At 70.5% G+C, this 12,247-nt stretch carries 9 protein-coding genes; 6 read left to right on the top strand and 3 right to left on the bottom strand.

Annotated features, from left to right (window positions below; translation table 11 throughout):
• Window positions 1-135: 135 nt before the first annotated feature.
• A complete protein-coding gene (locus AC0ZLC_RS31220; protein WP_476755299.1) occupies window positions 136-1,764 on the top strand; it encodes a CocE/NonD family hydrolase in 1,629 nt (542 codons plus the stop codon).
• A gap of 241 nt (window positions 1,765-2,005) precedes the next feature.
• Here AC0ZLC_RS31220 and AC0ZLC_RS31225 read toward each other — a convergent pair whose 3' ends face one another.
• Window positions 2,006-3,868: an AAA family ATPase gene (locus AC0ZLC_RS31225; RefSeq protein WP_476755300.1), complete on the bottom strand. Its 1,863-nt coding sequence runs from the start codon at window positions 3,866-3,868 to the stop codon at window positions 2,006-2,008.
• Between the two features lie 435 nt (window positions 3,869-4,303).
• Window positions 4,304-4,957, bottom strand: a complete 654-nt coding sequence (locus AC0ZLC_RS31230) for a uridine kinase family protein (protein WP_476755301.1) — start codon at window positions 4,955-4,957, stop codon at window positions 4,304-4,306.
• 275 nt (window positions 4,958-5,232) lie between these two features.
• On the opposite strand from AC0ZLC_RS31230, the gene AC0ZLC_RS31235 reads away from it, so the two are divergent.
• The 5 genes from AC0ZLC_RS31235 to AC0ZLC_RS31255 all read left to right on the top strand — a co-directional run bounded on the left by AC0ZLC_RS31235 (window position 5,233) and on the right by AC0ZLC_RS31255 (window position 10,653).
• Window positions 5,233-6,189, top strand: a complete 957-nt coding sequence (locus tag AC0ZLC_RS31235; protein WP_476755302.1) for a hypothetical protein — start codon at window positions 5,233-5,235, stop codon at window positions 6,187-6,189.
• Window positions 6,190-6,244: 55 nt separating this feature from the next.
• The gene (locus tag AC0ZLC_RS31240) at window positions 6,245-7,786 is read left to right on the top strand and encodes an amino acid permease (protein ID WP_476755303.1); all 1,542 of its coding nucleotides are present in this window, start codon (window positions 6,245-6,247) and stop codon (window positions 7,784-7,786) included.
• A 232-nt stretch (window positions 7,787-8,018) separates the two neighbouring features.
• Window positions 8,019-9,371, top strand: coding sequence for a peptidase C39 family protein (locus AC0ZLC_RS31245; RefSeq protein ID WP_476755304.1), 1,353 nt, complete (start codon window positions 8,019-8,021; stop codon window positions 9,369-9,371).
• A 273-nt stretch (window positions 9,372-9,644) separates the two neighbouring features.
• Complete coding sequence (locus AC0ZLC_RS31250) at window positions 9,645-9,791, top strand: SCO1431 family membrane protein (RefSeq protein WP_358852656.1); 147 nt, start codon at window positions 9,645-9,647, stop codon at window positions 9,789-9,791.
• Window positions 9,792-9,957: 166 nt separating this feature from the next.
• Window positions 9,958-10,653, top strand: a complete 696-nt coding sequence (locus tag AC0ZLC_RS31255; RefSeq protein ID WP_476755305.1) for a TetR/AcrR family transcriptional regulator — start codon at window positions 9,958-9,960, stop codon at window positions 10,651-10,653.
• 51 nt (window positions 10,654-10,704) lie between these two features.
• Here the strand turns inward: AC0ZLC_RS31255 and AC0ZLC_RS31260 are convergent, their stop codons facing one another.
• On the bottom strand, window positions 10,705-11,964 hold the full coding sequence (locus AC0ZLC_RS31260) for a glycoside hydrolase family 18 protein (RefSeq protein ID WP_476755306.1): 1,260 nt from the start codon (window positions 11,962-11,964) through the stop codon (window positions 10,705-10,707).
• Window positions 11,965-12,247 lie beyond the last annotated feature (283 nt).

Genomic DNA, 12,247 nt, shown 5'->3' on the forward strand with positions numbered 1-12,247 from the left:
GCATCCAACCATGGTTTATTCTCGTACATCGTACGGATAAACAGGAGGGGAACGATGGCAGCACGCACGCACGGTCCTGGGGCGAGGCCGACCTGGGCACCGCCTTCCGGTAGGCCGCCACTGGCCGCACGGATCATGAGGGCGACCTGGCGCGGCCTCCCGGTCAAGCGGCACGATGTCGGGTGGGAGCCGGGGCTGCCGGTGCTGGCGGCCGACGGTAGCCCGCTGATCACGGACCACTACTTCCCACGCGCCGAGGGTGACTTCCCCACCCTCTTGGTGCGCTCGCCCTACGGCAGGGGCCTGCCGTGGTCCCCCATGTACGGCGTGCTCTTCGCCGAACAGGGCTTCCACGTGGTGCTGCAGAGCTGCCGCGGCACCGGTGGTTCCGGCGGCGAGTTCGACCTGTGGCGCAACGAGGCCGCCGACGGCCGGGCCACCGTGTCCTGGCTACGCGAGCAACCCTGGTTCAACGGAACACTGGGGACCGTCGGCCCCAGCTACCTGGGATACGTGCAGTGGGCCCTCGCCGTGGACCCGCCACCGGAGCTGAAGGCGATGGTGGTGCAGGTGGGGCTGCATGATCCTCACGCACTGTTCCACGCACATGGCGCGCTCCGCCTGGAGAACGCTCTCGCCGTCGGCGTCGGTATGACGTACCAGCACCAGGGGATGGCACCGTTCGTGAGGGCGACCCTGCGTCTGCAGCGACGCCTGCGTGATGTCACCACCGCGCAGCCGCTGCGCGGGGCCTACGTGTCCGCCCTCGGGGGCCATGTGCCCTGGCTGGACGGCGTGATGTCGCACCCGGATGCCGAGGACGCGTACTGGCGCGGTGCGTCGTTGGCAGCGGCGGCGGAGCGGCTGACGGTGCCGACCAGTTTGATCACCGGGTGGCACGATGTGCTGGGCGACCAGACCTTCGAGCAGTACCGCCGACTACGTGAGGCCGGGTGCGAGACCGCCTTGCTCGTCGGCCCCTGGACCCACACGTCCGCGCTGCAGCAGGGGTGGCCCGAGGTGTTCGCCGAGAGCCTCGCCTGGCTCCGCGCGCACCTGTACGCCGATCCCTGCGACCTCCGTCCCACAAGGGTGCGCGTACACGTCGGCGGCGAAAACGACTGGCGGGACATCGACGACTGGCCGCCGGCCACGGTCGTCAGCCCGTGGTTTCCCACCGCACAGGGGTACCTCACCCAGCAGGCTCCCACGGAATCCGCACCACTCATGTCGTTCCGCTACGATCCGAGCGACCCCACCCCCTCTCTCGGCGGACCGCTGCTCTCCCGTACGGCCGGTCCTCGCGACAACAGCACCCTGGAGACGCGGGACGACGTACTGACCTTCACCGGCCCGCCGCTGACCGAGCCCCTGGACATCCTCGGCCCGGTCTCCGCACGGCTGAGCATCTCCACGGACACCGGCCACGCCGACGTCTTCACCCGCTTGTGCGACGTGGACACCCAAGGCCGCTCCGTCAACATCTGCGACGGGCTGGGCCGCCTGCGGACGGCCGGGCAGGATCCGTCGCAGATCACTGTGCCGATGAGTCACACCGCCCACCGCTTCGCCGTGGGTCACCGCATACGCTGGCAGATCAGCGGAGGCGCCCATCCGCGCTACGCCCGCAATCCCGGCACCGGGGAGTCGCCGGTGGACGCCACCACCTTCACACCGGTGCGCATCACGCTCCATGCGGAATCAGCACTGATGCTTGCGGCACTTGCCCACAGTTCCGGGCCCAGCCGCACGGGGAACAGCTGACAGGCCAAGCCTCGACGGGTGTTGGAGAACACCGCCCGCTTCCACGTCGCAGGCACCGGCTCGGCATCGACTTCGCCCGGCAGCAGCGGCCGGTCCTGACCCGGCGGCGCGACAGTGGGGGCAGGAGGCGTACCGCCTTCAACGGGCGCCGCCCGGCCGGGGACGCGTCCAGTGCGTCCGACTCAGCACGAGAGGGGCGGAGGGCCGAAGGCACGCGAGCGCAAGCCGGGCCCCCGGGGCGTCACAGGGCTGAAGGATCCTGCGGCCCCCGCCCGGACAGCACCTCCCCGTACGCCTGCATCAGATCCGGCAGCCGCAGGGTCGACAGGTCGTCGCGCGACAGGCTCCCGGGGTACCCCGTGAGCCGCAGATCGCGGTACGCGCAGCTCTTCTCGTACAGCGTGCGCAGGAACCGCCCGTTGCCCAGCTCGTCGATCCAGCCCTGGTCGACCACGTGCCCGCTGATGGAGCGCAGTTCGTCCAGCGCCTCCTCGTCCCAGACGTCACCGTTGTCGGCGGCCAGCACCTCACCGATGGCGGTCAGTTCGAGGGGACGGTACGAAGGGAAGTCGACGCGGGTCGTGAAACGGGAGGACAGGCCCGGGTTGGCGGCGAGCAGGCGGTCCATGCCCTCCGGATAGCCCGCCAGGATGACGACGAGGTGGTCGCGGTTGTCCTCGGCACGCTTCAGCAGCACCTGAAGGGCCTCGTCGCCGTACGCGTCGCCCTTGCCGTAGCCCGAGTTGGAGAGCGAGTACGCCTCGTCCACGAACAGGACGCCGCCGATCGCCGAGTCGATCAGTTCGTTGGCCTTGACGGCCGTCTGGCCGAGGTACTCGCCCACCAGGTCGGCGCGCTGGGCCTCCACCAGATGGTCACCGCCGAGCAGTCCGAGGGCGTAGAAGACCCGGCCCAGGATGCGGGCCACCGTGGTCTTGCCGGTGCCCGACGGGCCGGAGAAGACGAAGTGGCGCTTGGGCGGCTGCACGGGTAAGCCCTGACCGGCCCTGAGCCGGGCCATGTTCAGCTGCGCGGACAGTGCCTTCACCTGGCGCTTGACCGGTTCGAGGCCGACCATTCCCTCGAGCTCGGCGAGCGCCTCCTCCAGGAGTGCCGGATCGGTCGGTCCGGTCGGCGGCGGCTGCACCGGGATCACGGCCTTCTCCCGCACCGCGTCCCGCTCGGGAGGCAGCACCCCCGAGGGCGGCGGATCCGGCTCCGAGAGCTTCAGCTCCCGTCCCTCCGCACCGAAGAGTGGGTCCACACCGTCCGGCCCCTCCAGCACGTCCTGTCCGGCCCCGGCGAGGGTGACCGCCGCGAAGTCGGCCGCGTCGTCGTACCCGTCGCCCTCGGAGATCGCCGCCAGCCGTGCCGAGGTGTCCATGAAGGCGGGGTCCACCCGGTGCACCGCCCGGTACAGCGGCAGGGCCGCGGCCGACCGCCCGGTGCCCTCGTGCGCCCGGGCCAGCCAGTAACGCAGTTCCTTGCGCTGCGGCTGCTCGCTGCGGCAGCGCATCAGCGCGGACGACAGGAGCGGCTCCGCGTGCCCGTACATCTCCAGCCGGACCCGGGCCATCCCGCCGAACAGGCCCGCCTCGATGCCCAGCATGGGGTCGTCGATCAGCGGATCCGTGTGCCGGACCAACTGCTCCCAGTCCTTGACCAGATAGGCGCGGCAGGCGTGCAGGAAGCGCACCTGCGGGTCGGCGTCGACGGGCGGCAGGCTCGCCAGCGCCCGGTCCAGCTCCGGGACATGGCGGCCGTCGAGCCAGTGCGAGGCGTGCGCCAGCAGCAGATCGCGCGGGCTCTCCAGCACCGGCTGCACCCACCAGCCCAGCCAGTACCAGGAGTTGAGGGTGCGCCGGTGACGGGAGCGCTGTTCGCCGAAGCGGTCCCGGTGGCGGAACATGCGCAGCAGCGCGGTGGTCGTGTCCACCCGCAGCGCGTGCAGTCCGAGCCAGCCGTCGGCCATCCCGGGATCGATCCGGACCGCGGCGCGGAACTCCTCCTCCGCCTGCGGGTAGGCGCCCATCGTGTAGGCGTCGACGCCTCGCAGCCAGGCGAGGTCGGCCGGGGCCGGTGGGCCCTGCGTGCCGAAGTCCATCACGTCCCCCACAAACCGTGCCCCCGATGGGTGTGCCGACGGGCCGGTGCCCGCCGACAGCCTTCGTCGAACCGCTGTGCTGCGGACGGGAGTTGACCCGGTGCGCAGAGCAGCCGTCCGATGGTCGCACCGAAAGGCATCGTACCTGCGGGGCAGTGGTGGGCCGTAGGGTGCCGCACGCTCCGTTCTGCGAGGCGGGAGCGGACGGGGCGCACTCGCTCTCGGTGACCCAGGGTGAGCAAACAAGGGTTCGCAGCGGGTGGAAACCCGGTCCGGGGCAGAACGAAGCCCCCGATCACGGGGGAACAATCGGGGGCTTCGCGTCTGAGGGCAACCTCGAAAGGCCGCACATTCAGAACGTAAGACCTGTACGGCCCCTGGGTCAAGCCGAGTTGGGGCACTCGGACAGGTTCGCCCGTAAGGGTCTTCACAAGTTCAGCACACAGCGGACGGTCCGTCACCGTGAGTGAGGATCCGGGCGGGTCCGTCGGTCCCGGCAGGCCCCGGGAGCACCTCGTATCCCCGCGGGCACTGTCGTACCAGGAGATCTGCGAACGGCCGTGCGGGGTCCTCGGTGAAGTGCCGGCGTTCCGCCTGGACCCATCCGTCCCAGAACGCCTCCTGTGCCTCCCCGTCCCGTACTCGCCCACGGGCCCAGGCCTCCTCGCGGGGCAGCTCCATCCACAGCAGCCCCGCCAGACGGGAGCGCAGCGCCCGGCGCCCGGCGCCGACCCCCTCCAGCAGGACGACGGGCGCGGGCGGGAGCGTCCGGGCGGGTCCGAAGTGCCGCGCGTGCCAGTCGTAGGGGCGGTAGTGCGCCGTCTCGCCGCGGCTCAGGGGGCCGAGCACCTCGCGATCAAGTCGCCCGGTCCAGGCGAAGAGCTCCTCGTGGGTGGCGATGTCGTCGAGGTGCAGGACGGGTGCGTCGCCGAGCGCCGCCGCCAGCCGCCCGGCGAAGGTCGTCTTCCCGGAGCCCGCGTGTCCGTCGACGCCGAGCAGGCGCACGGGACCGCAGGAGGGCGGCAGCAGGCGGATGCGGGACGCGAGGTCGTCGATGGTGGTTCCCGGGGCGGATCGAGGGAGTGGCATATTCCAGTCGCACATTCTACAGCCGTCGATACCGGTTGAATCCGGAGGAATGCGGATGGTGTCGAATTGAACGAATCGGCGTCCGTCCATTCCCGTGGGCCTTCGCGACAGGACGGGTACAACCTGCCTTTTCGGAAGTGGCGTTCCTGTCCTGCTTGATGCTGAGTAGTGTTCGGTTTGCTGTCCGTGCGGGGCCGGCCGGGCCCTTGACCGAAATTCAGCACGGGCGGCACAGGAGCACCGCTGTGGTGTAGTACGGGGACGGACAGGGGAACATGACCACGGGGTTATTCGAGGGGCAGTACGTGTGGCACCCGGCGGCCGACGACCGCAGGCTCGCGAGTGTGTGCACGGACGTGCGGGCCGGCCGCTATCTGAGTGCGCACGAGGCACTGGCCGAGTCGCGCCGGGACTTCGGACTGCGCGCCCATCGCTCTCTGGTGCTGGCGTCGGAGGCCGCCGACTCCGATCTCGCGGAGCGCTGGCTGGCCGAGGAGCCGACCCCGGAAGCCGGCCTGCTGTGGGCGCGGGTCGCCGTCCTGCGGGCACTGCGCGCCGCCGACGCCCGGGACGAGCGGGCCGAGGCGCTGGAGCGCATCGCCGTGACCGCCTGCGACCGGGCCTCCGCGATGGCGCCGTACGACCCGACGCCTGCGGTGGCGAAACTGGCCATGGCCCGGCTGCACGAGATCCGCGAACCCGCCCCGCAGGGACTGCTGACCGCGCCGCCCGGCCCCTGGCAGCTCTTCTCGCACATCCTGCGGCTCGACCCGTGGAACCGTGAGGGCCACCACCGCTTCCTGGCGTTCTTCTTCACCCGCCACGGCGGCTCGGTGAACGCGGCCTGGGACGTCGCGGCCTTCCTGAGCCAGCGGGCGCCCGCCTCCTCCCCGCTGCGACTGCTGCCGCTGGTCGCCCTGGTCGAGAGCTACGACCCCTCCCAGCTCCTGGCCGACCGGGTCTGGGAGCAGCCCCAGTGGCGGTCCACGGCGCTCGGCATCTACCAGAACTGGCTTCCGCACGTGACGGGCTACCAGTTCACGCCGGTGATCGACCTGGCGTACCTGGCGCACGCGCTCTTCATGGCGCAGCGAGAGTTCGAGGCCCGTGCCGTCTTCACGGCCATGGGCCCTTACGCGTCAAGGATGCCCTGGTGCGTGTTCGGCGACCCCGAGGAGCAGTTGTCCCGCGCCCGGCGGTCCTGTGGGCTGCCCGTGCCCGGAGCCGCCTGACCCGCCCTTCCCCGTCCACCCGGCAGATCTCTCTTCCCCCAGGAAAGGTCCGGTTGTGTCAGAACGGATAACGGCCCCTCGCACGAGAGCACGCGGCCGTGAGGTCCCCGCGGAGCTCGACGACGACGCGACGCTGCATGCGATGGGTTATCCGAGAAAGCTCACGCGTCGATTCAAGGCGTTCGACAATTTCGCGATCTCGTTCACCATCATCAACATCATCTCGGGTATCTTCTCGGCTTTCGGATTCGGAATGAACGCGGGCGGACCGCGCATTCTCGTATTCGGCTGGATCGGGGTGTCCGTCATGGTGCTCTTCATCGGCGCCGCCATGGCAGAGGTCGCTTCCGCCTATCCCACGAGCGGCGCCCTCTATTTCTCCGCGGGCAAACTCGCCAAACGGCACAAGGGCGCCTGGTCCTGGTACACGGGCTGGCTGAACTTCGTCGGCCAGGTCGGCGGAACGGCCGCCACCGGATACGCGGCCGCCACCTTCATCCAGGCCTTCATCGCGCTGCAGTGGTCCTCGTACGAGCCGACAGCCCACCAGACGGTCCTGATCACGGCGCTGATCATCGTGCTCCAGGGGCTCGCCAACACCTACACGGTCCAGGTCGTCGCGCTGCTCAACCGCATCTCGGTGTGGTGGCTGCTGATCGGACTCGTCGTGATCGTGAGCACACTCGTCGTGATGCCCGACGATCACCAATCGGCGTCTTTCGTCACTCATTTCGCGAACAACACCGGTTTCACCAACGGGCTTTACGGGGGCATGCTCGGTCTGCTGGTCACCAGTTGGACCTTCACCGGCTTCGACGGCAGCTTCCACATGTCCGAGGAAACGGTCCGGGCCACCGTCAACGCGCCGAAGGGGATCATGCGGGCGATCGGCTATTCGGCGATCACCGGACTCGTCCTCATGCTCGCGCTCGTGTACAGCGTCCAGGATTACGACCGGGTCGCCGGCTCCTCGGCGCCGCCCGTGCAGATCCTCCTGGACGGACTCGGTGAGGGTACCGCGAAGGTGATCCTGCTGATCGTGATCGGCGCCATGCTCTTCTGCGGTCTGGCCAATCTGACCAGCAACACCCGGCAGATCTTCGCCTTCTCCCGGGACGGCGCGATGCCGGGCTCGCGCTGGTGGCACTCGGTCTCGCCGCGCACCCGTACCCCCGTGAAGGCCGTCTGGCTGGCGGTCGGCTGCTCGCTCGCCCTGGTGCTGCCCGGCTGGTGGTCCCACACCGCGTTCACCGCGATCGTCAGTGTCAACGTGGTGGGGCTGTACCTCGCCTACGCCGTGCCGATCTTCCTGAGGCTGCGGCTCGGCGACGAGTTCCGGCCCGGCCCCTGGAACCTCGGCCGCTGGAGCAGGCCCGTCGGCATCCTCGCCGTGGTCTGGATCCTGCTCAGCAGCGTGCTGTTCATGCTGCCCCAGGCCTCCCCGATCACCGTCGACACCTTCAACTACGCCTCCATCGCCCTGGCCGTGGTGCTGGTGATCGCCACGGTGTGGTGGTTCGCCACCGCGCGCCGCCGCTTCCAGGGGCCGGTCAGCTACGGCCGCCCCGACGAGGTCGCCGCCATGGACCTCATCTGACCCCCCGTCGGGGGCCCCGGCGCACGGCACTCCTGTGCGCCGGGGCCCCGGCGCGTCCGGCACGCCCAGGGCGGCCGGCTCGGGGACGCGCAGGTCGTGCCAGTGGTCCCGACCAATATTGGTGGGCGCGGCGAGGCCCGAAGTGCTGGCAGAAGCCGGCCTCCGGCATCCATAGTTGGGCCACAGCCGTGCTGTTGAACCGCCCCTTCCGGACAACTGGGGGTCACCACCCATGACCAGAGCTTCCGAACCGTCCCGCAGAACCGTCCTCGCCGCAGCCGTCGCGGCGGCGGCCGCCGGGGCAGCGGGACCGGCTGCCGCCGCCACTCCGACGCGCTCGGCGAAAGCCCCGAACAGCCTCGTGGACCTCCACGCCTGGACCTCGTACCCCGACTGGCGCTCGGGCGCCGCCCGGGGCACCCGCGCGGTCGCCGGCGCCCGTCCGGGGCTGGAGATCGCCACCCCGGCCGGCACCACCGACTACACCGACCCGCACACCCAGAGGACCGCCGCCTGGGAGTACGCGACCTGGACCTCCCCGGTCCACCGGCTCACCGTCCCGGCCACCGAGGTCATCGCGTCCTGGAACGCGCACACCCCGGCCGGCACCTGGCTCCAGGTCGAGCTGACGGGGACGTACTCCGACGGCGCGGACACCCCCTGGTACGTGATGGGCCGCTGGGCCGCCGGCGACCAGGACATCAGGCGGACCTCGGTCGACGGCCAGAGCGACGGCAGGAGCAGCATCTGGACGGACACGTTCGCCGTCGACGACACCGCCTCCGGCCTGCGCCTGGTCTCCTACCGGCTGCGGCTGACGCTGTACCGGACCCCGGGCACGCAGCACACGCCCACCGTCTGGCGGGCCGGGGCGATGGGCTCCGACGTCCCCGACCGCTTCACCGTCCCGGCCTCCACGCCCGGCCTCGCCCGGGAGCTGCGGGTCCCGCGGTACTCGCAGGAGATCCACGCGGGCCAGTACCCGCAGTACGACAACGGCGGCGAGGCCTGGTGCAGCCCCACGTCCTCGCAGATGATCATCGAGTACTGGGGACGCAGGCCCACGGCGGAGCAGCTCGCCTGGGTGGACCCGTCCTACGCGGACCCGCAGGTGTGCCACGCGGCCCGCTACACGTTCGACTACCAGTACGACGGCTGCGGCAACTGGCCCTTCAACGCAGCCTACGCGGCGACGTACAAGGACCTCCAGGGTGTGGTGACCCGCCTCGGCTCGCTCACCGACCTGGAGACGCTGATCGCCGCCGGCATCCCGGCCATGACGTCCCAGTCGTTCCTCAGGACGGAGCTGACCGGCGCGGGGTACGGGACCTCGGGCCATCTGATGACGGTCATCGGCTTCACCGCCGACGGCGACGTGATCGCCCATGACCCCGCCTCCCCGAGCGACGACGCGGTGCGCCGCGTTTATGCCCGGAGGGAGTTCGAGAACATCTGGCTCCGTACGAAGCGCTACAACGCGTCCGGGAAGGTCGTCTCCGGCACCGGTGGCGTCTGCTACCTGTACTTCCCGGCGCACCCCACCGCGCGTCAGCGCAAGGCGCTGACGGCGGTGGGCGTCCGCTAGAGCCCCGGGGCGGCCCTCTTCACCACGCGAGGGGGCCACCCGCTCGACGGCGGCCGGCCACCGCGGTGGCTGCCCGGACGGGCCGGTCATGGCCGTGTGAGGAGACGCACAGCCCCGCGCGCCGTGGTGGAGTCCCGGGCCTTTGGCACCTCGCCGGTGCGTTCGCGTGACCAAGCTCTCTACCGCGAGGGGCCGGTCCGGTGGCAAGGTGGTCGGGTCGGCGGGGAGCCGGCGGGGCGGGGATCCACTGCAGCACTACGTGAGCGAGAAGCCATGACCGCGACCTCCGCCACCACGGCCCCTGTCCGCGCCCGCACCGGCGGCCCCGGGGAAGACGGGCCGAAGATCCTCGAGCACGCCCTCGGGTGGACCCTCGTCGTGGTCCTGGCCATGCTGGTCGCCCAGCTCGGCCTGCTGTGACCCGAGCCGGCCGGCGGTGAGCCGAGCCGGACCGCGCCTGTCGTGCAGCCCCTCGGCCCAACGCCCGCGCAGGGCGACGGAGTTGTCGATCCGAGTCGAACAGGCAGGTGACGGGGGTCTGCCATACTGCCGATGTCCCGCCGGCAGTTGGAGACCAGGGCCGACATTGAACAGCAGCCGACAGCGCGGCCTCGACCGCCCACGCACGCGCGGCACCGACCGCTCGGTGGCACGCCGCGCCGAACTCATCGCTGTCGGAAGGAAGTTGTTCGCCGACCGGTCCTACGACGCGCTGTCGATGGACGACATCGCCAAGCAGGCGCAGGTGGCGAAAGGGCTGATCTACTACTACTTCCAGTCCAAGCGCGGCTACTACCTGGCCATCGTCGAGGACGCGGTGGCCGACCTGACAGCACGCGCGGCCGACGGCCTCGGCCTGCCCCCCGAGCAGCGCGTGCACCGCACCGTCGACGGTTACCTCCGTTTCGCCGAGCACCACCAGGCCGCGTACCGCACGATCATCAGCGGCGGGGTCGGTTTCGACGCCGAGGTGCAGGCCATCCGGGACGGCGTCCGCGAGGCGATCATCACGACGATCGCCGAGGGAGCCTGGGGCCCCGCCCGCACGGACCGGGCCGGGAGCGGAGGAGGCCGGCAGCGGGTCCGGCCCCTGCCCCGGGCGGCACTGCTCGCCTGGCTGTGCAGCGTCGAGGGGGCCACCCTGGACTGGATCGACCGGCAGGACCTGACCCGCGACACCATGCGCGAACTGCTGGTGAAGATGCTGGGCGGCGCACTGCGGGCCGTCGAGGAACTGGACCCCTCGTACGTGGCACCCGCGCCCGCCCGCCGGGACGGCTGACCAAGGGGCGGGAGCCGCCGGACCCCCGCCCCAAGTTCTGTGCCCGATCGATCAGTTGATCGCCTTGATCAGCTCACCGTTCGAGGTGTCTCCGCTCAGCTCCCAGAAGAAGGTGCCTCCGAGACCCTGCGCGTTCTTGTAGTTCATCTTCCCGGCGATGGTCGACGGGGTGTCGTAACTCCACCAGTTGCTTCCGCACTTCGCGTACGCCGTGCCGCCGACCGTGCCGGTCGCCGGGCACTTCGCCTTGAGCACCTTGTAGTCGTCGATGCCCTGCTCGTACGTTCCCGCCGCCGGGCCGGTGGCCGAGCCGCCGGGGGCCGACTGGGTGACTCCGGCCCAGCCGCGTCCGTAGAAGCCGATGCCGAGCAGCAGCTTGGCGGCCGGGACACCGAGGCCCTTGAGCTTCGCGATCGTCGCGGAGGTGTGATAGCCCGCCTTGGGGATCCCCGTGTAGGAGGTGAGCGGGGAGTGCGGAGCCGTGGGACCGGTCGCGTCCCAGGCGCCGAAGAAGTCGTACGTCATCGGGTTGTACCAGTCGACGTACTGGGCGGCGCCCGCGTAGTCGGCCGCGTCGATCTTGCCGCCGCTGGTGGCGTCGGCCGGGATAGCCGAGGTGAGGAGACTGCCGCCGCCGAACTTCGCGCGCAGCGCCGCCATCAGGTTCTTGTAGGCCGCCCTGCCGCTGGTGTCGCAGCTGAGGCCGCAGGTGTTGGGGTACTCCCAGTCGATGTCGATGCCGTCGAAGACATCGGCCCACTTGGAGTTCTCGACCAGGTCGTAGCAGGACTGCGCGAAGGCGGCCGGGTTCTTGGCGGCCTCCGTGAAGCCGCCCGACCAGGTCCAGCCGCCGAAGGACCACAGGACCTTGAGATTCGGGTGCAGCTTCTTGAGCTTGCGCAGCTGGTTGAAGTTGCCGCGCAGCGGCTGGTCCCAGGTGTCGGCGACGCCGTCGACGGACTGGGCGGCGGTGTACGCCTTGTCCGTCGCCGCGTACGCGTCGCCCATGGCGCACTTGCCGCCGGTGACGTTGCCGAACGCGTAGTTGATGTGGGTCAGTTTGGCGGCCGAGCCGGACGTCTCGATGTTCTTGACGTGGTAGTTCCGGTCGTACACGCCCCATTCGGTGAAGTAGCCGACGACCTTGGAGCCGGCCGCCGCGGCGGTGGTCTCCCCGGCGGTGGTGGCGGTACCGGACTCGCCGGCCGCCGCGGCGCCCGCGCCGGCGAGCAGTCCGGCGCCGAGGGCGGCGCAACACGCGGCGGACAGGAGCGCCCGGAAGCGGGCGCGGGTGCGGTGCGGTCTGAACATCGTTGCTCCTCGTGGGGGAGGGGAACGTGTGGGGGCCGTGCTGCCGGGTCTGCGGGCGGGCCTGGGCCGCCGCGGGGACGTCCGGTCGCCGACCTCCTCGTACCGTTTGGCATGAACGCGGTGAGGCGTTGCGGGAACAGTAGGAGGACTAGACCAGTGCGTCAATGGTTCGGACCAATTTCCCCATCTTTTAGTAAGCGGTCGTTAACTGGTGACTCGGTGCCTCCGATCGGGCATACTCACAGCGCCACAGCCGCTGATCAGCACCTTCCGCGACCCGGAC

Source organism: Streptomyces sp. GLSS-08 (assembly GCF_056387915.1).